Source organism: Ilumatobacter sp. (assembly GCF_030065885.1).
Lineage (GTDB): Bacteria > Actinomycetota > Acidimicrobiia > Acidimicrobiales > Ilumatobacteraceae > Ilumatobacter.
The window spans coordinates 80,080-98,430 of sequence record NZ_JASJCS010000001.1 but is presented as its reverse complement, the minus strand read 5'-3'; the positions used below and the strand labels follow the sequence as shown (position 1 = coordinate 98,430).

Below are 18,351 nucleotides of genomic sequence, written 5' to 3'. Positions count from 1 at the left end.
GTTCGCTCGCTCGACGCGGTCCGTGTGCGGCCGATACCTGCGGCGTGTCGCGGCGTCGGCCTCGTTAGCCTGGCGACCATGCGCGTTGGAGTCGTTGGTGCAACCGGGCAGGTCGGCAGCGTGATGCGCCGGCTGCTCGACGAACGCGGGTTCCCCGTGGAGGAGATGCGGTACTTCGCGTCCGCCCGGTCCGCCGGCACGACGTTGCCCTGGCAGGGCGCCGATGTGGTGGTCGAGGACGCCGACGTCGCCGACCCCTCCGGTCTCGACATCGCGCTGTTCTCGGCAGGGGCCACGTCGTCACGCGCCTACGCCGAGAAGTTCGCGGCGGCGGGGGCGACCGTCATCGACAACTCGTCGGCCTGGCGGATGCACGCCGAGGTACCGCTGATCGTCAGCGAGGTCAACGGTCACCTGATCCGCGAGGCGCCCAAGGGCATCATCGCCAACCCGAACTGCACCACGATGGCTGCGATGCCGGTGCTCAAGCCCCTGCACGATGCCGCCGGGCTGACCCGTCTGGTCGTCTCGACGTACCAGGCCGTGTCGGGTGCGGGCCTGTCGGGCGTCGACGAGCTCGACAAGCAGGTGCACGAGGTCGTCGACCGTGCCGCCGAGCTCACCCACGACGGTTCGGCGGTCGAGTTCCCCGCTCCCGAGAAGTTCGTCGAGCCGATCGCCTTCAACGTGTTGCCGATGGCCGGTTCGATCGTCGACGACGGCGAGTACGAGACCGACGAGGAGAAGAAGCTCCGCGACGAGAGCCGCAAGATCCTCGACATCCCCGAGCTGCTCGTGTCGGGCACGTGCGTGCGGGTGCCCGTCTACACCGGGCACTCGCTGTCGATCAACGCCGAGTTCGCCGAGCACATCTCGGTCGATCGGGCCTGTGACGTGCTGGCGGCGGCGCCCGGGGTCGAGCTGAGCCACGTGCCGACGCCGCTCGAGGCGGCCGGCCGTGATCCGAGCTACGTCGGTCGCATCCGCCAGGATCCGGGCGTGCCCGACGGGCGCGGCCTCGCGCTGTTCGTCAGCAACGACAACCTCCGCAAGGGAGCGGCCCTCAACGCGATCCAGATCGCCGAGCTCTTCCTCGACTGATCGCGCTGCGCACGGGCTCGGGCGAGCAGCCCTCGCCCGCCGGAGCTCGGCTGCGAACCAGGTCTCGTAGAGAACTGGCGCGCTCCTCGCCGCCGTGGCGGGAGTGATCGACGTCGCGACGTGGCTGGTTGCGAGCACTCTGGGCTCGGTCCACTCGCTTGGTGCGACGCGGTCGGCCGGTGAGACGGGCGCCGGGTGCTGCGCCGCCGGCCCCTGTTGCGACCGTGCTTCGGTGCTTCCGTTCGACGCTCGGCCGCTTGCCGCCCACGCAGTTGTGCCGGCGCGTCGAGGGCGGAGGCCCGAGGGGCGCTCGGTCGCACGGGGCCGTAGGCTTGCCGGGTCATGTCTCGCTCGTACGTCGTGCTCGTCGCCGCGCTCGTCGGCGTGGCGGGATTGGCCGGCGTCGTCGCGCTGACCCAGGACGACGCCGGGTTCGTCGCCTCCGCCGATGTCGACCCTCCCGCCGACGACGCCACCACCGACCCCGGTATCGCCGTCGGCGACGACGACGCCGCGGCGGCCGACCAGGCGGCCGACACGAGCGGAGCTGTCAGCGACGCCGCGGCCCAACCGATCGGCGCGGCTGCGATCGACGCTGCGATCCCCGGCGGCGAGTCAGATGCCGGCGCACCGGCGCTCGCCGACGAGGTCCGGCAGACGATGGGGCTCGAGCCGATCTCGGTCGTCGACCCGGAATGCACGCTGTCGATCCGGCTCGAGGTCGGCATGACCGACCCCGAGGTCGCCTGCCTCGAGTCGCAGCTCGTGGCCTCGGGTGTCCGTTTCGAGGAAGGGCCCGACGAGGTCTTCGACGAGGTCACCGAGGCCGCGGTCGAGTCGTTCCAGGCGCGGAACGGCCTGGTCGTCGACGGCGTCGTCGGCCCGCAGACCGCCAACCAACTCGGCGTGTGGGTCGGTCCCGACGTGTTGCCGCCCGACCCGGCGACCTGTCCCGGCAGCGGGCGTGCCGCGGTCGTCGACCGGTTCAACCAGCGCACCTGGTTGTGCGAGGCGGGCGAGATCACCGAGCTGATGCCGATCACGACCGCGCTGTCCCAGCCCGACCCGGGGACGTACGAGGTCTACGCGAAGGAGCTCGAGGCCTCGTCGACGATCTCGGGCGACTACTCCGAGATGACCCACTTCGTCGCGTTCACCTACGGCAAGTACCAGGGCGCGAGGATCGCGTTCCACAGCATCCCGACGTACCCGAACGGTGAGTACGTCCAGCCGCTCGACAGCGTCGGCACCGACGAGCTGCACGGCGCATCGGCGGGCTGCATCCGCGTGCTGCCCGAGGACGCCGAGCTGATCTGGAGCTGGCTCGACATCGGCGACACGGTCAAGGTCGTCACCTGACGACGCAACTCGCCGAGCCCGCGTGGTCGTTCCCGCCGGTTCGAGCCCGGTGGGTGCTCGTCGTCGGCCTGCTGGTCGTCGTGGCGTGCTCGTCCGGCGACGGAGCGGCCGGACCCGGTCAGTCGACGACCACCACCGGAGCGGCCGTGTCGAGCGCTCGCCTCGTCGAGCGCCCGGACTGGGGCGCGGTGTTCGAGGACGCCGGCATCGTCGGCACGTTCGTGCTGCGGGCCGTCGGCTCGGACGAGACGCACGTCTGGGACGCGGGGCGCGCCGACGAACGGCGCCTGCCGGCGTCGACGTTCAAGATCCTCAACTCGATGATCATCCTCGAGACCGGCGTGCTCGACGACGTCGACGAGATCGTGCCGTGGGACGGAGTCGAGCGCGACGTGGAGGTCTGGAATCGCGACCACTCGCTCCGGACCGGCATCGAGGTCTCGGCGGTCTGGATGTACCAGCAGCTCGCGAGGGAGGTCGGCGAGGATCGGATGCGCGAGTGGGTCGCGCGCTCCAGCTACGGCAACGCGGACGCCGGTGGTGGCATCGACCGGTTCTGGCTCAGCGGTTCGCTGCGGATCAGTCCACTCGAGCAGCTCGACGTGCTGGAGGAGATGCTGACGGGTGGGCTCCCGTTCCGAGCGGAGGTCGTCGACGCGGTCCGCGAGATCCTGATCCGCGAGCAGGGCGAGGGGTGGGCGTGGTCCCACAAGACCGGCACGGCGCTCGCCGAGGAGCGGGCGCTCGGGTGGTTGGTCGGCACGACGGAGTCCGAGGACGGGGCGTGGGTGTTCGCGATGAACATCGATCTCGAGGCGATCGGAGGACTCGAAGGTCAGGTCGACCCACTCGTCCGGCAGCACATCGCCCGGAGGATCCTCCGATCCGAGGGAGCGCTTCCCTGAGCCGACGCGGGACCGGCCCGTCGCTCAGCGGCGGGGCCCGATCGGCGACGCGGGCGGGTCGTGGCGACGCCAGTACCACCGCTCCCAGACGCCCTCGACGACGTACATCCCGACGGCGAACCCGACGAGCCCGCCGAACAGCACGCGCAGCACCGCCGCATTCGAATCGCCGAACAGCAGCCATGCGACGCCGGCACCGACGAGGAAGCAGATGACCGCGGCGGCCCGCCACGGCCCCGACGGCATCTTGGGGCGCGTCCGCTCGAACGGCTTCGAGGGCTGCATCCGGTTCCGGACGTAGATCTGCCGGAACCGGAACTGCTGATCGTCGCTCATCGTCGATGCTCGGCGGCGGTCACTCGTCGCCGTTGGTGGCGGCGCCGATCTCGGTGGCGGCGATCTCGCCGGCCTGTTGGTTGGCGAAGTTCTTGAACATGTCGGCCAGGTCGACGCCGAGCAGATCGCTGGCGAGCTCGAGCCCCTGGGTCACGTTCTGCGCAGCGTTCTTGGTGATCTGGCTGGCGCCATCGGTCGAGATGACGGTCATCTTGTCGACCGCCGACAGCGGCGCAGCGGCCTCCTTCACCAGTTCGGGCAGCATGTCGGCGAGCAGGTCGAGGATCGCCGCCTGGCCGTACTGCTCGTAGGCCTCGGCCTTCTTCTCCATCGCCGTTGCCTCCGCGTCGCCGCGGGCGAGGATCGCGGCTGCCTCGGCGTCACCCTCCAACTGCAGCGCCTCCGCCGCCGCGGCGCGCTGCGCCCGCTCGGCGGCACCCTTGGCCTGGCCCTCGAGCTCGATCGCCTTGGCCAGCTCCTCGCGGCGCTGTCGTTCGCCGGCACCGACCAGCCGGTCCTCCTCGGCGTGCGCCTGCGCGGCCTCGATCGACGCGATGCGGGCGGCTTCTGCCTCGCGGACGCGCTTGGTCTTCTCGGCCTCGGCCCGCTGCTCGACCGCGTACCGCTCGGCGTCAGCCGGCTTGCGGACCTCGGTGTCGAGCTCGCGCTCCTTGAGCGCCGCGACGCGTTCGGCGACCAGCTCTTGCGCCGCGATGACCTCCTGGTCCTTGGCGGCCTTCGCCAGCGGACCCGACGCCTGCGCGTCGGCAGCTGCTGCATCGGTCTCCGCGAGGATCTCGGCCTTGCGCAGCTCGAGCTCGCGGTTCGCGATCGCGATCTCCTCCTCGGCCTTGAGGCGCGCCTCCTCGGACTGCCGGCGGGCCTCGGCCTCGGCGATCGACGCCTCCTTCTCGGCGCGTGCCGCCTCGGGGCGCCCGAGGTCCTTGAGGTAGTTGCCCTCGGTCTGGATGTCCTGGAGCTGGAACGTGTCGAGCACGAGCCCCTGGTTGGTCAGCGACGACTCGGCTTCCTCGGCGACCTCGCGTGCGAACGCGGCGCGGTCCTTGATGATCTCCTCCACCGAGAGCCGGCCGACGATCGCCCGGAGCGAGCCGGCGAGCACCTCCTGGGTGAACGGCTCGATCTCGTTCTGCTGCCCGAGGAACCGCTGCGCCGACGCCCGGATCGCGTTCTCGGTGCCGCCGACCTTCACGATCGCCACGCCCTCGAGCGAGCACTTGATGCCCTGCGCCGACACCGCCGAGCCGACCGAGATCGCAATCTGGCGCGACGACAGATCGAGCACGGCGAGCTTCTGCACGACCGGCAGCACGAACGTGCTCGCACCCATCACGACCTTCTGGCCCGAGAGGTCGGTGCTGATCGCACCTGTCTCGGGGTTCGTCACCGCCTTGCCCTTCCGCCCCGTCACGATGAAGGCCTCGTTGGGGCCCGCGACCTTGAAGCGGCTGGCGATGAGCACGACGATCGAGACGAGCAGCGCTGCGATCACGATCAGGAAGACGACGACGGGGCTCATGGTGTCCTTTCGATGGAGCTGGGGTGGTGGATGTCGTGGTGGACGATGTGCTCGACCGGGCGGATGTCGTGGTGGACGATGTGCTCGACGGGGCGGTGGTCGTGGTGGACGATGTGCTCGATGGGGCGGTGGTCGTGGTGGGCGATGTGCTCGGCGGGGCGGTGATCGTGGTGGACGATGTGCTCGGCGGGGCGGAGGTCGTGGTCGGCGATGTGCTCGACCGGGCGGATGTCGTGGTGGACGTCGGCGGTTCGGGACGAGTTGGTCACGTCCAGAACTCCGCCTCGGCCTGGACGCGGACCTTGGTCGGCGACTCGACGGCGATCACGACGACCGAGGCGCCGGTCGGCAGGTCGGTATCGGCGGTCGCCGTGTACTTCGTGGAGGCGCCACCCAGCAGCACGAGGACCTCACCGATGCTGTCGGCGCGGACCGGCGTGACGACCTTGCCCGAAGCGCCGACGAGCGACGCGGTCGTCGGCGTCGCGTCGGTCGGCTGGTTGATCAACGCCATGGTGAGCCGGAACGTGAACGCCCCGAAGACGATGCCGCCGCCGATCGCCACCACACCTGCGAGCAACAGCGGTGCCTCCAGGCCGGATCCGACGAACCAGCCGAACAGCCCGAACGCGGCCAGGAAGGCCCCGATGACCGGACCGGAGATGAAGTCGAGGTCGGGGACGAGACCGTCGATCAGGTCGTCGAACAGCAGCGACGACAACAGGAGCACCGCCCCGACGACGCCGATGACGATGAACATAGACATCTGATCATGCCATCCCCGGGGTGGGCGACAACCTCCGGCGATGTCAGAACCGTGATATCGCCCGTCATCGATCCGTCATGGATCGCTGGCCGCTGCATGCGCCCACTCGCGTGCGAGATCGACCGCGTCCTGGGCCGCAGCTCGGCGATCGTCGATCCAGACCGATCGCTTCGTCGTCGTCGCGACGTCGGGCGGGGTCGGCGAGCGCCAGCAGGGCCCGGTGTGCGTCGGATCCCATCGTGCGGTCAGCAGGAGCAGGGGATCGAGTCGCACTTCGGGCAGCCGTCGCGATAGCGGTCGACGACGGCGGTCAGGTCGACGCCGACCTGGTTGGCGAGCGTGGCCAGCCAGGCGAGCACGTCGCTGAACTCGTGCTCGAGGTCGGCCTGTGTCCCCTTGCGGACAGCCTGGGCCAGCTCACCGAACTCCTCGGCCAGCCACGCCACGGTCGGCGCCACGCCCCGCTCGCGGTCGCGCTCGCCGTACGTGCGCTCGATCACGTCCTGCAGCTCGGCCAGATCCATCGCCCCGACCGTACCCAGAGTGACGAGGTGTGCCAGGCACACGTCGCGACCGCCCTGCATCCCACATCACGTTGTGTCTGACACAACTTGAACCGACTGGGCGCCCGCTACCACCAGGGGGTGCGCCAGTCGGGTGGGAGGGGGAACGCGAGGCGGCCGTCCTCGGAGCGGATGACGACGTCGGCGGTCTCGAGTCCCGCCCGGATGATCCTCGAGTTCGGCTCGTCGACATCGTGGACCCACGCTGCGGCCTGAGCACCGGTCCTGCCGTGCTCGATGTGACGAGCGATCAGCCGGACGATGCGGGCCGAGTACTCGCAGTCGACGTACCAGCACTCGTCGAGCAGCGGCCGCACTCGCTCCCACCCCTCGCCGCTGTGGAGCAGGTAGTTGCCCTCGGTGATGATCGTCGTGTGATGGGGCTCGATGGCGATCGCGTTGGCGATCGGCTCCTCGGTGTGGCGATCGAACCGGGGTGCGTAGACGATCTGGTCGCGCGAGGTCCGGATCCGCTCGAGCAAGGCGAGGTACCCGAAGAGGTCGAACGTGTCGGGCGCACCCTTGCGGTTCATCCGCCCCAGCCGGAACAGCTCGCGCTGGGCGAGGTGGAACCCGTCCATCGGCACGACGACCGACGTCTCGGGATGTTCGGCGGCGAGCCCTGCTGCGAGTGTCGACTTGCCCGACCCGGGGCATCCGACGATCCCCAACACGCGGCGCTCGGTGGTCACGTCCGACATCTTGGCCGATCTCCCAGCGGCGGTTCGCCGCTCGGCGAGAACACCACCACCGGCCGGTAGGGTCACGCTCCATGTCATCGATCTACGACCTCCAGATGACGAGCATCACCGGCGAGCAGGTCGACTTCGACCGGTTCCGCGACCAGGTGCTCCTCATCGTCAACGTCGCCAGCCGTTGAGGCCTCACCCCCCAGTACGCAGGTCTGCGTGCGCTCCACCACCAGTTCGACGACGTGCAGGTGCTCGGGTTCCCGTGCAACCAGTTCGCCGGGCAAGAGCCCGGCACCGAGGCCGAGATCCTCGAGTTCGTCACGTCGGAGTTCGACGTCGACTTCCCGATGTTCGCCAAGATCGACGTCAACGGCGCCGACGAAGCGCCGCTCTACACGATGCTGAAGGCCGCCCAGCCGGGCGACGGTGACAGCCCAGACATCACCTGGAACTTCGAGAAGTTCCTCGTCGACAGGCAGGGCAACATCGTGCGGCGGTTCGCCCCGCCGACGACGCCCGAGGACGTCGCCGAGGTCGTCCCCGAGCTGCTCTGACGAGATCGGCGTCCGCACCATGCCCCCGCGACTCGACCCGCGGGCCCTGGTCGGGGTGGTGGCGGTCCTCACCGCCGGCGCGTGCGGTGCCGACGGCACGTCGGCGCCGTCGGTCCCGGTGACGGTGGCGTCAGCGAGCCCGTCGGCTGCCCCGACCGTGGTGGCCACGTCAGAGGGTGACGGCGCCACCGCGTCTCCGGCGACCGCGTCCACGGGCGCGAACACGACCCGGCCGACCGTCGCACCGCCGACGTCGGCCCCCACGACGGTCGACGAGACCGTCGCACCGCTCGAGTCGGCCCCCACGGCGGTCGACGTCGGGGATCGCACGATCCTCGTGTTCGGCAACTCGGTCGACGCCAGCGCCGGTCACGGCGACGAGTTCCGGGCCCTCGCGTGGCCGACGCAGCTGCAGGAGCGGCTCGAGGCGCGCGACGACCTCGTGAACGTCACCGTCGTCAACGAGGCTCAGCCGGGCGCCACCGTGACCGCCGACAGCCAGTGGGGCTACTCGGCCAACCTGCGCCTGATCACCTACGTGCCCGAGGTCATGCCGCGCTACTCCGACGAGCAGCGTGCCGCGATGATCGCGATCGTCGCGCCGAGCGTCATCGACCTGCAGTTCAACGGAGCCGACGCGGACGCCACCGCAGCAGGTGTCGGCGACGTGGTCGCCCTGCTCGACGATGCGGGCGTCGGCACCGTCGTCGTGCTGCCGATGAATCCGGTGAGCCAGAGCATCGACGACATCGTCGACCTCAACGACAGCGTCGCAGAGGTCAACCGCCTGCTCGACGAGGCGGGTCTGCTCGCGACGCAGACCGCTCGCTCTCCGTTGATGGTCGACGGCTCGAGCGACGGCGACCGCCGGTTCTACGACGACTACCCCGGCCGCGACACCGAGGGGAACCCGGTCGGCGCCGACGGCCTGCACGTCGACGAGGAGGGCCACCGCGTCCTGGCGGCTGCGATCGAGCCGACCATCGCACCCTTGCTGACCGAGCTGCCCGAAGCCGCCGCACGACCCTGACGCGGACGCCGCGCCGTCGTACGCTCACCTGCATGCGGATCGGCATCAACGGCTCCGACAAGTTGGTCAACCCCGATCTCGACCGGATCATCGTCGACATCGAGGAGGCCGAGAGCGAGGGGTTCGCGACGTACTGGCTCGCACAGACGGGGCTGCTCGACGCCACGGCGACCCTCGGCCTCGCCGGGACGCGCACGTCGACGATCACGCTCGGCACCGCCGTCGTCCCCACGTGGGAACGTCACCCGCGCTCGCTGGCAGCGCAGGCGCTCACCGCGCAGGCGGCGAGCGGCGGTCGAATCGTCCTGGGCATCGGCCTCTCGCACCGGCCCGTCGTGGAGGGCCAGCTCCGCATGACCTGGGACCGTCCGGTCCGGCACATGATCGACTACCTCGACGTGCTGCTGCCCCTGCTGCACGAGGGCAACGTCAGCCATCAGGGTGAGATCTGGAGCTACATGGGCGGGGGCGGGCGGCCGACCGAGCAGGCGCCGTCGGTGATGCTGGCCGCGTTGGGCGAGCAGATGTTGCGCCTCGCCGGCAGCCGCACCGACGGCACGATCCTCTGGTGCGTCGGCCCGCGTACGATCGAGCAGCAGATCCGGCCGCTGATCGAGCAGGCAGCCGACGCGGCGGGCCGCCCGGCGCCGAGCATCGTGTGCAGCCTGCCGGTGTGGGTGACCGACGACACCACCGCGGCGAAGGACTTCGTCGGCTCGATCCTCAAGGACTACGCCGCGCTGCCGTCCTACCGGGCGATGCTCGACATCGAGGGCGTGCAGGGCATCGAGTCGATCTCGCTGATCGGGAGCGAGCAGCAGGTCACCGACGGGCTGGCGGCGATCGCCCAGGCAGGCGCGACCGACTTCACCGCGGTCGTGATGGGTGGCAACGCCGACGAGCTGGCGCTCACGCGTGAGACGCTCGCGGCCTATGCGGGTTGAGATCGTCTCGGGGAGTGATGCTCGGCTGAGCGCGACCGCCTTCACCGCGGTCGTCATGGGTGGCAACGCCGACGAGCTGGCGCTCACGCGTGAGACGCTCGCGGCGTACGCGGGTTGAGACCGTGTCGGGGAGCGATGCTCGGCTGAGCGCGACCGACTTCACCGCGGTCGTCATGGGCGGCAACGCCGACGAGCTGGCGCTCACGCGTGAGACGCTCGCGGCGTACGCGGGTTGAGATCGTGTCGGGGAGTGGTGCTCGGGTGAGCGTGATCGACTTCATTGCGGTCGTGATGGGTGGCAACGCCGACGAGCTCGCGCTCACACGTCAGACGCTCGCGGCCGACGCCGGTTGAGACGGCGTCCGGGGTGGGATCGCCGCGTAGGTTGGCGCGGCCGGGTCAGACGGCCAGCGCCGGTCGCGGGCAGCCGCCGCCCAGGTGGCTGATCAGGTCGGCCGCTCGCAGCGTGGTCCGGTCGTGCAGGTAGGGCCCGACGATCTGGACCCCGATCGGCAGGCCGTCGTCGCCGAGCCCGGCCGGCACCACGGTGGCCGGCAGCATGCCGGCGCCCGCCGGACCGGTCCATCCGAACAGGTCGAGGTACGGCCGTTCGACGCCGTCGATCTCGACCCGACGATCCCACTGTGGTTCGGAGTGATCGTGGGGGATCGCACCCCTGGGCTGCACCGGCAGCAGGATCACGTCGACGTCGAGGAAGAACTCGCGCCAGCGCTCGCGGATCTGCAGCCGGCGCTCGTTGTCGGCGAGCCAGTCGCGATGCCGAGCCGCCGTGCCGCCGGCCATGACCCCGAGCGGCGAGTCGTCGGAGGCCGCCGCCAGCTCCTCGATCGTCGCACGCGGGACACCGCCCGCGAGCGCAGCGAACAGCAGGTGCTTGAACACCCGGTCGGCCTTGGCCAGCGTGAACCCGGGCCGTGCGCTGGTGTCGACGCGGCCGCCCGCCGCCTCGATCCGGGCGACGAGCTCGCCGAGCACCCGGCGCGTCGATGCGTCGACCGGGCAGTCCTCGTCGTCCAACCACGCTGCGATGCGCAGCTCGCTCACGTCGTCGGCGTCGGCCGCGGGCAACTCGAGCCGCCACGCCGGTTCGTTCCAGCGGTCGGGGCCGGCGAGCACGTCGAGACCGAGCTCGAGGTCGGCGACGGTGCGCGCCATCGGCCCGCACACCGCGAGATCGGCCTGGCTGAGCGTGCCGGGCATGCCGGGAATCTGACCGTGCGCCGGCACGATCCCGTAGCTCGGCTTGTGGCCCATGACGCCCGAGTAGTGCGCGGGGACGCGGATCGAGCCGCCGATGTCCGAGCCGACCTCGAGCGGGGTGAATCCCATCGCCAGCGCCGCGGCCGAGCCGCCGGACGAGCCCCCAGCGGTGCGGGTGACGTCGTGTGGGTTGTTGGTCGTGCCGTAGACCTCGTTGTAGCTCTGGATGTCGCCGGCGAAGATCGGCAGGTTCGTCTTCGCGAACGGGATCGCGCCGGCGTTGCGCAACCGGGCGACCGGCCAGGCATCGTGGTCGGGCACGTGGTCGGCCAGCTCGGGCGCACCCGACGTCGTGATGCACCCCTCGGTCTGGAACGAGTCCTTGATGGTCATCGGCACGCCGTGCAGCGGCCCCAGCGCCTCGCCGGCGGCGAGTGCCGCGTCGGCCGCGTCGGCTGCGGTCCGGGCCCGCTCGAGGTCCCACTGGACGACGGCGTTGATCGGCCCGTCCAGCTGCTCGACCCGCGCGACGAGGTGCTCGAGCGCATCGCGGGCGGTCACCTCGTGGCCGCGGATGGCGGCCGCGAGGTCGGTTGCCGACCACCAGTGCAGATCGTTCATGACGTGCACGTTGCTCGCGCGGGGCCCGCCGCGTCAACGCGGCCGATTGGTGGCAGCCGGAATCCTCGCCGTCGCCCGCGTGTTGTCACATCCACGCCACCCACAGGAGGTCCGTCATGGATGATGTCAACGAGTGGAACAAGCAGGTCATCGCCGAGTTCCGTGAGAACGGCGGCAAGGTCGGCGGCATGTTCGAGGGCATGCCCATGCTGATCCTGCACTCGACGGGAGCGAAGAGCGGGCTCGAACGCCTCAACCCGCTCGCCTACCAGGCGGTCGACGGTGGCTGGGCGGTCTTCGGTTCGAAGGCGGGCGCGACGACGCACCCCGACTGGTACCGCAACATCGTCGCCCATCCCGACGCCACCATCGAGGTCGGCACCGAGACCGTCGCCGTGCGCGCCCGGGTCACCGAAGGCGACGAGCGCAACCGCATCTACGACGCCCAGAAGGCCGCGATCCCGCAGTTCGCGCAGTACGAGGTCTCCGCGGGCGACCGGGTGATCCCGGTCGTGGTGCTCGAACGAGCCTGATCGAACCGCGTCCCGGGCCGTCGAACCGACCCGACGTCACATCCGCGCGATCGTCGTACGATGACCGTGTGAACATCCTCGGCTGGATCGTCGTCGGTCTCCTCGCCGGTGGGATCGCCCGCTGGATCGTCAAGGACGACCGCACCGGCTGCATCTACACGATGGTCGTCGGCGTGCTCGGCGCGATCATCGGCGGCGGCCTGATGTCGCTGATCGACGCCGACGGCGTCGACGAGTTCTCGCTCCGCAGCATCGGCGTCGCCGCGCTCGGCGCAGTGCTCCTCCTGCTCGTGCTCCAAGCGCTCGCCGGGCGCGGCCCGCGCCGCCCGGCGCGCCGCTGAGCCCTCGCCACCCAGTGCGGCGCCCGGCCGACCCCGGGACGAGACTTTCGGCCCTAGCAGACTGAACGTTTGTTCAGTACCATGCTGAACATGTGTTCAGCGGCCGCGTCCTCGTCCGGCTCCTCCGACGACGCGCCCGGCCGTGAGGCGATCATCCACGCCGCGGTCGACTTGGTCGGCCGCGGTGGCCCGGACGGCACCACCGTGCGGGCCGTCGCCGAACGGGCCGACGTGTCGGCGGCGCTCGTCATCCACCACTTCGGTTCGAAGGCAGGGCTGATCGAGGCGTGCGACGCCCACGTGCGGGTGACGATCTCGGCCGCTGCCGACGCGATCACGGAGGACCCGCGAGGCGGTGGCGTGCAGGCGCTGCTCGGCCACACCGACCTCGGCCCGGCGCTCGCCTACGTGGCCCGCTCACTGCAGTCGGGTGGCGAGGTCGGCCGATGGTGGTTCGCCGAGCTGCTCGAGGTGACCGACCGGATGCTCCCCGCTCTGGTCGAGTCCGGGGTCGCCCGACGCCCCGACGATCCCGAGATGACGGCCCTGCTCCTGATGGCGATGGAGGTCGGACTGTTGCTGATGCGACCGCTCGTCGAGGAGCGGCTGGGCGGCGACCTGACCGACGAGGCGGTGCTGGCCCGCTGGGCGCGAGCCGAGCTCGACCTGCTCAGCCACGCGCTGCTGATCGACCGGGAGGACGTGCGATGACGGCGCTGATCGATGCCCGCAAGGTCTCGCGGGTCTACGGGGAGGGGGCAACCGCCGTGCTGGCGCTCGACGGGGTCGACCTCGAGATCCCCGTCGGTCAGTTCGTCGCGCTCGTCGGGCCGTCGGGCTCTGGCAAGACGACGCTGCTCAACATGATCGGAGCGATGGACGCGCCGACCGGCGGCCGGATCAGCGTCGACGGTGTCGACCTCGGCTCGCTCGACCGCGACGGCCTCACGGCCTATCGCCGTGACAAGGTCGGCTTCGTCTTCCAGTTCTTCAACCTGGTCCCCACCCTCACGGCGCTCGAGAACGTCGAGCTGATCGCCCGCCTCACCGGCGACGGTGCCCACGTCCGCTCGGTCGAGGCGCTCGCGGCGGTGGGACTCGACGATCGCGTCGATCACTTCCCGTCCCAACTGTCTGGCGGCCAGCAGCAGCGGGTCGCGATCGCGCGGGCGCTGGCCAAGCAGACGCCCGTCCTGCTCTGCGACGAGCCGACCGGTGCGCTCGACCGGGCGAACGGTGCCGAGGTGCTCGACCTCCTGCAGCGCGCCGCCCGCGACTTCGGCCGCACGGTGATCGTCGTCAGCCACGACCCGGCGGTCGAGGACGTGGCGGATCGGGCCCTGCACCTGGTCGACGGGCAGATCGTCGACGATCGGCGCTCGTGATGGCCGACGTGCCGCCCCGCACGACGCTCCGCACGACGCGCCGCGTCCTGTGGGCGAAGACCCGGCGCGACCTCGCGCGGCGTCGCTCGCAGATCGCCGCCGTCGCCGTCACCGTGTTCCTCGGGATCGTGCTGTTCGCCGCCAACATCGACGCCGCCGGGAATCTGGCGGCGAGCTACGAGGAACTGTACGACCGGCTCGAGTTCGGCGACGTGTGGGCAACCGCAGGACCGACCGACGAGATGGTCGAGCGGCTCGCCCGTGACCCGGACGTCACCGCGGTCGCCACCCGCACACGGTTCGACGCGTCGCTCGAGATCGGCGGCCAGCAACTGCGCGGCACGGTCATCGGTGTGCGAGCCGAACCGGTCCTCAACCGGCTGATGGTCCTCCACGGGACCGGCCTCGAGTCGCGTGGGACCGAGCCGGTCGCGGTCGTCGAGCAACACGGGTGGGAGGAGTTCGGGCTCGCGCCGGGCGATCCGGTCTCGATCCACGGCGCCGACGGTTGGCGGACCGTCCGCGCCGTCGGTGGCGCCGCGTCGGCCGAGTACGTGTGGCTCGCCCCCAGCCGCCAGCAGATCTTCACCGTGCCCGACGAGTTCGCCGTCGTGTTCGTACCCGAGGCGGTGGCCCGCGAGATCGCGCCGGACGCCCCGCTCCAGGTGACGGCCTCGGTGCGAGATCACGATCCGCAGCGTGCGGCGGACTGGGTGGACGAGCTCACCGAGCTGGGCGCATCCGATGTGTACGCGCGCGCGGACCAGGCGAGCAATCAGGCGCTCCAGGCCGATGTGACCGGCTTCGAGCAGCTGTCGTTCCTGTTCCCGGTGCTGTTCCTCACCGTCGCCGGCATGGCCGCGTTCGTGCTGCTCTCCCGGCTCGTGCGGACCGAACGACCGCAGATCGGCATGATGGTGGCGAACGGCATGAGCCCCCGCACGATCAGGTGGCACTACACGTCCCACGCACTCGTCGCGGTGCTGCTCGGTGCGATTCCTGGCCTCGTGGTCGGGATGCTGCTCGGTCGATGGATCAGCGGTCTGTACACCGACTTCGTCAACGTGCCGATCACGGTGGTGCAATTCTCTGCCGCGACGGTGGTCTGGTCGCTCGGGTTCGCCATCGGCGTCGCACTGCTCGCCGGCGGCCTGCCCGCGCGGGCCGCAGCACGGATCCAACCGGCCGAGGCGATGCGGCCGCCGGCGCCGACCGCGGTGTCGAGGCGGTCGTTGATCGAGCGGGTCTGGCCCGGTGAGCTCCCGCAGTGGGTGCGGATGGCGCTGCGCAACGTCACCCGCAGCCGCCGCCGCTTCGTGTCGACCACCGCCGGCATCGTGCTCGCGATGGTGCTCGTCATCGTCTCGATGGGGCTGTCCGACACCGTGTTCGATCTGCTCGACCGGGCCTTCAACGACGTCGACCGACGGGATCTGGTCGTGAGCTTCGACGACGAGTTGCGCGACGACGACCTGACACGGCTGGCGTCCTCGCCGGACATCGCCAGCTCCGAGCCGTTCGCCGAGGCGCCCGTCGTCCTGGCCGCGGGCGCGCGGTCGACCGACCAGCTGCTCCAGGCGTTCGAGCCGTCGACGTCGATGCACGGGTTCGAGTCGCCGTTGCCCGAGTCGGGCATCGTCCTGGGGTCGCGCGCCCGTGACGAGTTGAGGGTGTCGGCGGGGGATCGGGTCACGGTCGCGTTGGCCTCCGGGGAGCGGTTCGAGGCAGAGGTTGCCGCCTTCGTCTCCGAGCCGGTGCCGGCGATCAGCTACGTCTCGATCGACCAGTGGCGGGCGGCCGGTGGCGCCATCGACACCGCCGTGGTCGCGCTGACCGACCGCAGCGCACACGAGGCGGTCCGCGCCGAGGTGCAGACGCTGCCGGGCGTCACCGCGGTCGTCGATCAACAGGCGACGCAGCGCGCGATCGAGGAGTTGATGGCCCTCACGTATCTGTTCGTCGGGCTGATGGTGGCGTTCGCGATCGTGATGGCCGTGGCGCTGGTCTACAACATGGTGTCGGTGTCGATCGCCGAGCGGACGGGTGAGGTCGCGACGCTCGAGGCCAACGGCGTCGGCCGGCGGCTCATCGCACGGACGGTGACGATCGAGAACTTGATGACCGTCGCCGCCGGCGCCGTGCCGGGCACGATCCTCGGCTGGATCGTGGCCGGGCAGTTCATCGGCCAGTTCGACATGGAGTCGCTCGCGTTCCAGCTCGCGCTCCGCGATCGATCGCTGGTCGTCGCGATCGTCCTGGTGCTCGGCGCCGCCCTCGTCGCGCAGTGGCCGGGCCTGCGCTCCCTGCGCCGCCTCGACCTCGCAACCGTCGTCCGCGAACGCTGCGAGTAGACGCGGGCCGCCGGCCGGCCCTCGCTCCACCCGTCGGGCGGTCGTCGCACATGCCGTCGGGCACGGCCGCGCTGTGCGCGGGCGCGGCGACGACGCGGCGACGACGCGGTGGTCGTATCAGCTGGTGGTGTCGCTCAGCCGTTGAGCCAGGCGTCGATGTCGGCGCGCTGGAAGAAGGCGTCCATCTCGTTGAACGAGCACTCGGTCGTGATCGTGAACAACGTCTCGGAGAGCTCCGAGATCTCACTCAGCGGCAGATCGTTCATGCTGTCGCTCGCCGCGACGGCCTGCTCGATCACGGCGATCGCCTCGTTGCACGAACCGCCGGCGTCCGGCGACGCAGTGTCACCGTCGCCGTCACCACCGTCGTCGTCACCGCCATCGCCGTCCTCGCCGGTGACGATGGACGTGTCGAGGTCACCGATGAAGCCGGCGATGAACTCGAAGTATCCGACCGTGCCGGGTGCTTCGTTGCGGGCGAATTCGACGATTGCGTCGAAGCTGGCGGCATCGCTGCCGAAGTCGAGGTTCTCGCAGTTCTCGTCGGCCGCGCGGACGTCGAAGTCGGCCGTTGCGCCGTCGAGGTCGTCGGCGATCGCCTCGAGGTCGGCCATGGTCGCAGTCTGGAAGTCGATGTCCTCGACCAGGGGCTCGAGCTCGCGCAGGAAGCTGCGCATGAGGTCCTTGCAGTTGTCGGGGACGTCGTCGAGCGAGTTGACCCGGATGCTGTTGCCGTCGTCGCCGTCGTCGCCGTCGCCGCTGTCGCCGCCGTCGTCGCCGTCGCCGCTGTCGCCACCGTCGTCGCTCGCGCCGCTGTCGCCACCGTCGTCGCTCCCGTCGCCACCGCCGTCGTCGCCGTCGTCGGTGTCGTCGCCGTCGTCGGCGGGTGCCTCGTTCGGCTCCTCGTCGTTGCCGCCTGCGGCGTCCTCATTGGCCGCAGCATCGTTCTCCTGATCGGTGGGTTCGTCCGCGGCCGGTTCGTCGTCGTCGCCCCCGCATGCGGCGAACGTCAATGCCGCCGCGGCAACCAGTGCAAGTGTGCGCTTCATGGGGTCTCCTCCCGCCTGAGTCGGTCCTGCGGCAACAGTAGCCCCGCACACGATGGTGCAACCCGCGGATTGGCGCCGAGCCCTCGACTCGAACCGACGACCGGCTCGCCGGCCCTGCGTGTTGCGGGTCGATCGGCGCCCGATCTAGGGACGCCCGGCGTGCGGGTGCTCGACCCGCATCGTGTAGATCGCGCCGGCCGCCCGGTCGGCGACCTCGTCCGGGTGCGAGCCGGGCGCGCAGAGTGCGAACAGCGTGCGGCCGTCGTCGCCGCCGAGCATGCAGGCGAACGTCGGCGCCGGCGTGGCCACCCGGTCGGTGACCTCGCCGCCCTCCCGCACCCGGACGACCTGCGAGCCGAGCGCGTCCGAGAACCAGATCGCCCCGTCGGTGTCGAGCGCGCAGCCGTCGGGTGCGGTGCCGGGGATCTCGGCCCACTGGCGGCGGTTCGAGAGTGTCGCATCGTCGGCGATGTCGAAGGCCAGGTAGTCGCCGCCGAACGATTGGCCCACGATCAACGTGTCACCGCCGGGCGTGATGATCGACCCGTTCGGGAACGCCATCGCGGTCGCTGCCACCTCCACCGTCCCGTCGGGCCGGACGAGCGCCAGATCGGCCGGCGCGAACGAGGACTGCGCCTCGAGGTCGAAACCGAAGTTGCCGACGTAGGCATTGCCGTTGCCGTCGACGACCATGTCGTTGCAGTGCCAGGCCGCCACGCCCGACACGTCGGCGTGGTCGCGGAGGGTGCCGTCGCCGCGGTCGATCATCAACCGCCGGGTGGTCATGAACACCACCAGGAGCGAGCCGTCCGGCATCCATCCCAGGCCGGAGGGGCGATCGGGCAGGTCGGTGTACATCGCGGTGCGCTCGCCCTCGGGCGTCACTGCGTAGATGGTCCGCTGGTAGAAGTCGGAGTACCAGAGCCGGCCGTCGTGCCATCGAGGGCCCTCCCCGAAGTCGACGCCGTCGACCAGCAGCGTCCAGGCGCTCGTGCCGTCGTCGGTCATGATCGGTGACCGTAGCGGTCGTCGGCGCGCCGTCTCGTGGCCGGGCGGCGAC

21 protein-coding genes are annotated in these 18,351 nt (G+C 70.6%); 12 read left to right on the top strand and 9 right to left on the bottom strand.

What is annotated here, in order from left to right; genetic code table 11:
- Positions 1–78 precede the first annotated feature (78 nt).
- The 3 genes from QNJ12_RS00460 to QNJ12_RS00450 all read left to right on the top strand — a co-directional run bounded on the left by QNJ12_RS00460 (position 79) and on the right by QNJ12_RS00450 (position 3,365).
- Positions 79–1,101, top strand: a complete 1,023-nt coding sequence (locus QNJ12_RS00460; RefSeq protein ID WP_300617399.1) for an aspartate-semialdehyde dehydrogenase — start codon at positions 79–81, stop codon at positions 1,099–1,101.
- A 342-nt stretch (positions 1,102–1,443) separates the two neighbouring features.
- Entirely contained in the window at positions 1,444–2,460 is a 1,017-nt protein-coding gene (locus QNJ12_RS00455; protein WP_300617396.1) for a L,D-transpeptidase family protein, read from the top strand.
- 53 nt (positions 2,461–2,513) lie between these two features.
- Positions 2,514–3,365, top strand: coding sequence for a penicillin-binding transpeptidase domain-containing protein (locus tag QNJ12_RS00450; protein ID WP_300617393.1), 852 nt, complete (start codon positions 2,514–2,516; stop codon positions 3,363–3,365).
- Positions 3,366–3,389: 24 nt separating this feature from the next.
- Here QNJ12_RS00450 and QNJ12_RS00445 read toward each other — a convergent pair whose 3' ends face one another.
- The 6 genes from QNJ12_RS00445 to QNJ12_RS00420 form a co-directional block, all read right to left on the bottom strand.
- Positions 3,390–3,701, bottom strand: a complete 312-nt coding sequence (locus QNJ12_RS00445; protein ID WP_300617390.1) for a hypothetical protein — start codon at positions 3,699–3,701, stop codon at positions 3,390–3,392.
- Positions 3,702–3,720: 19 nt separating this feature from the next.
- Positions 3,721–5,241, bottom strand: coding sequence for an SPFH domain-containing protein (locus tag QNJ12_RS00440; RefSeq protein ID WP_300617388.1), 1,521 nt, complete (start codon positions 5,239–5,241; stop codon positions 3,721–3,723).
- Positions 5,238–5,510, bottom strand: coding sequence for a hypothetical protein (locus QNJ12_RS00435; protein WP_300617385.1), 273 nt, complete (start codon positions 5,508–5,510; stop codon positions 5,238–5,240). Before QNJ12_RS00435 ends, QNJ12_RS00440 begins: the two co-directional genes overlap by 4 nt.
- The gene (locus QNJ12_RS00430) at positions 5,507–6,007 is read right to left on the bottom strand and encodes an NfeD family protein (protein ID WP_300617382.1); all 501 of its coding nucleotides are present in this window, start codon (positions 6,005–6,007) and stop codon (positions 5,507–5,509) included. The genes QNJ12_RS00435 and QNJ12_RS00430 overlap by 4 nt, the downstream gene beginning before the upstream one ends.
- A gap of 245 nt (positions 6,008–6,252) precedes the next feature.
- A complete protein-coding gene (locus tag QNJ12_RS00425) occupies positions 6,253–6,531 on the bottom strand; it encodes a MazG nucleotide pyrophosphohydrolase domain-containing protein (protein WP_300617380.1) in 279 nt (92 codons plus the stop codon).
- A gap of 107 nt (positions 6,532–6,638) precedes the next feature.
- Positions 6,639–7,349 (bottom strand): nucleoside/nucleotide kinase family protein, encoded by a 711-nt coding sequence (locus QNJ12_RS00420; RefSeq protein ID WP_367281730.1) that lies wholly within the window; start codon positions 7,347–7,349, stop codon positions 6,639–6,641.
- Between QNJ12_RS00420 and QNJ12_RS00415 the strand changes: the two genes are divergently transcribed.
- The 4 genes from QNJ12_RS00415 to QNJ12_RS00400 are packed head-to-tail and all read left to right on the top strand — an operon-like array spanning position 7,343 to position 9,908.
- Complete coding sequence (locus tag QNJ12_RS00415; RefSeq protein WP_300617373.1) at positions 7,343–7,816, top strand: glutathione peroxidase; 474 nt, start codon at positions 7,343–7,345, stop codon at positions 7,814–7,816. The two genes, QNJ12_RS00420 and QNJ12_RS00415, sit on opposite strands and share 7 nt — an antisense overlap.
- A 19-nt stretch (positions 7,817–7,835) precedes the next feature.
- Positions 7,836–8,846 (top strand): hypothetical protein, encoded by a 1,011-nt coding sequence (locus QNJ12_RS00410; protein ID WP_300617370.1) that lies wholly within the window; start codon positions 7,836–7,838, stop codon positions 8,844–8,846.
- A 32-nt stretch (positions 8,847–8,878) separates the two neighbouring features.
- Entirely contained in the window at positions 8,879–9,790 is a 912-nt protein-coding gene (locus QNJ12_RS00405) for a TIGR03564 family F420-dependent LLM class oxidoreductase (protein WP_300617367.1), read from the top strand.
- Positions 9,780–9,908 carry a hypothetical protein gene (locus QNJ12_RS00400; protein ID WP_300617364.1) on the top strand — a complete coding sequence of 43 codons (129 nt, stop codon included), beginning with the start codon at positions 9,780–9,782 and terminating at the stop codon, positions 9,906–9,908. The genes QNJ12_RS00405 and QNJ12_RS00400 overlap by 11 nt, the downstream gene beginning before the upstream one ends.
- Positions 9,909–10,189: 281 nt before the next feature.
- Here the strand turns inward: QNJ12_RS00400 and QNJ12_RS00395 are convergent, their stop codons facing one another.
- Positions 10,190–11,632 (bottom strand): amidase, encoded by a 1,443-nt coding sequence (locus QNJ12_RS00395; RefSeq protein WP_300617361.1) that lies wholly within the window; start codon positions 11,630–11,632, stop codon positions 10,190–10,192.
- A gap of 116 nt (positions 11,633–11,748) precedes the next feature.
- Here QNJ12_RS00395 and QNJ12_RS00390 point away from each other — a divergent pair, with 116 nt between their 5' ends.
- The 5 genes from QNJ12_RS00390 to QNJ12_RS00370 all read left to right on the top strand — a co-directional run bounded on the left by QNJ12_RS00390 (position 11,749) and on the right by QNJ12_RS00370 (position 16,242).
- The gene (locus QNJ12_RS00390) at positions 11,749–12,165 is read left to right on the top strand and encodes a nitroreductase/quinone reductase family protein (RefSeq protein ID WP_300617358.1); all 417 of its coding nucleotides are present in this window, start codon (positions 11,749–11,751) and stop codon (positions 12,163–12,165) included.
- Positions 12,166–12,233: 68 nt separating this feature from the next.
- On the top strand, positions 12,234–12,506 hold the full coding sequence (locus QNJ12_RS00385; RefSeq protein WP_300617355.1) for a GlsB/YeaQ/YmgE family stress response membrane protein: 273 nt from the start codon (positions 12,234–12,236) through the stop codon (positions 12,504–12,506).
- Between the two features lie 90 nt (positions 12,507–12,596).
- On the top strand, positions 12,597–13,217 hold the full coding sequence (locus QNJ12_RS00380; protein WP_300617352.1) for a TetR/AcrR family transcriptional regulator: 621 nt from the start codon (positions 12,597–12,599) through the stop codon (positions 13,215–13,217).
- Positions 13,214–13,891, top strand: a complete 678-nt coding sequence (locus tag QNJ12_RS00375) for an ABC transporter ATP-binding protein (RefSeq protein WP_300617349.1) — start codon at positions 13,214–13,216, stop codon at positions 13,889–13,891. Before QNJ12_RS00380 ends, QNJ12_RS00375 begins: the two co-directional genes overlap by 4 nt.
- Positions 13,891–16,242 carry an FtsX-like permease family protein gene (locus QNJ12_RS00370; protein ID WP_300617486.1) on the top strand — a complete coding sequence of 784 codons (2,352 nt, stop codon included), beginning with the start codon at positions 13,891–13,893 and terminating at the stop codon, positions 16,240–16,242. Before QNJ12_RS00375 ends, QNJ12_RS00370 begins: the two co-directional genes overlap by 1 nt.
- A 134-nt stretch (positions 16,243–16,376) precedes the next feature.
- On the opposite strand, the gene QNJ12_RS00365 is transcribed toward QNJ12_RS00370, so the two are convergent.
- Positions 16,377–17,291: a hypothetical protein gene (locus tag QNJ12_RS00365; protein WP_300617346.1), complete on the bottom strand. Its 915-nt coding sequence runs from the start codon at positions 17,289–17,291 to the stop codon at positions 16,377–16,379.
- Positions 17,292–17,435: 144 nt separating this feature from the next.
- Positions 17,436–18,299 carry an SMP-30/gluconolactonase/LRE family protein gene (locus QNJ12_RS00360; protein ID WP_300617343.1) on the bottom strand — a complete coding sequence of 288 codons (864 nt, stop codon included), beginning with the start codon at positions 18,297–18,299 and terminating at the stop codon, positions 17,436–17,438.
- Between the last annotated feature and the right edge of the window lie 52 nt (positions 18,300–18,351).

Excerpts from the sequence above, each read along its gene's own strand:
- QNJ12_RS00460 (WP_300617399.1), top strand. The coding sequence starts at position 79 with ATGCGCGTTGGAGTCGTTGGTGCAACCGGGCAGGTCGGCAGCGTGATG.
- QNJ12_RS00455 (WP_300617396.1), top strand. The coding sequence starts at position 1,444 with ATGTCTCGCTCGTACGTCGTGCTCGTCGCCGCGCTCGTCGGCGTGGCG.
- QNJ12_RS00445 (WP_300617390.1), bottom strand. The coding sequence starts at position 3,701 with ATGAGCGACGATCAGCAGTTCCGGTTCCGGCAGATCTACGTCCGGAAC.
- QNJ12_RS00440 (WP_300617388.1), bottom strand. The coding sequence starts at position 5,241 with ATGAGCCCCGTCGTCGTCTTCCTGATCGTGATCGCAGCGCTGCTCGTC.
- QNJ12_RS00430 (WP_300617382.1), bottom strand. The coding sequence starts at position 6,007 with ATGTCTATGTTCATCGTCATCGGCGTCGTCGGGGCGGTGCTCCTGTTG.
- QNJ12_RS00425 (WP_300617380.1), bottom strand. The coding sequence starts at position 6,531 with ATGGATCTGGCCGAGCTGCAGGACGTGATCGAGCGCACGTACGGCGAG.
- QNJ12_RS00420 (WP_367281730.1), bottom strand. The coding sequence starts at position 7,349 with ATGACATGGAGCGTGACCCTACCGGCCGGTGGTGGTGTTCTCGCCGAG.
- QNJ12_RS00410 (WP_300617370.1), top strand. The coding sequence starts at position 7,836 with ATGCCCCCGCGACTCGACCCGCGGGCCCTGGTCGGGGTGGTGGCGGTC.
- QNJ12_RS00405 (WP_300617367.1), top strand. The coding sequence starts at position 8,879 with ATGCGGATCGGCATCAACGGCTCCGACAAGTTGGTCAACCCCGATCTC.
- QNJ12_RS00400 (WP_300617364.1), top strand. The coding sequence starts at position 9,780 with ATGCGGGTTGAGATCGTCTCGGGGAGTGATGCTCGGCTGAGCGCGACC.
- QNJ12_RS00395 (WP_300617361.1), bottom strand. The coding sequence starts at position 11,632 with ATGAACGATCTGCACTGGTGGTCGGCAACCGACCTCGCGGCCGCCATC.
- QNJ12_RS00390 (WP_300617358.1), top strand. The coding sequence starts at position 11,749 with ATGGATGATGTCAACGAGTGGAACAAGCAGGTCATCGCCGAGTTCCGT.
- QNJ12_RS00380 (WP_300617352.1), top strand. The coding sequence starts at position 12,597 with ATGTGTTCAGCGGCCGCGTCCTCGTCCGGCTCCTCCGACGACGCGCCC.
- QNJ12_RS00375 (WP_300617349.1), top strand. The coding sequence starts at position 13,214 with ATGACGGCGCTGATCGATGCCCGCAAGGTCTCGCGGGTCTACGGGGAG.
- QNJ12_RS00370 (WP_300617486.1), top strand. The coding sequence starts at position 13,891 with ATGGCCGACGTGCCGCCCCGCACGACGCTCCGCACGACGCGCCGCGTC.
- QNJ12_RS00365 (WP_300617346.1), bottom strand. The coding sequence starts at position 17,291 with ATGAAGCGCACACTTGCACTGGTTGCCGCGGCGGCATTGACGTTCGCC.
- QNJ12_RS00360 (WP_300617343.1), bottom strand. The coding sequence starts at position 18,299 with ATGACCGACGACGGCACGAGCGCCTGGACGCTGCTGGTCGACGGCGTC.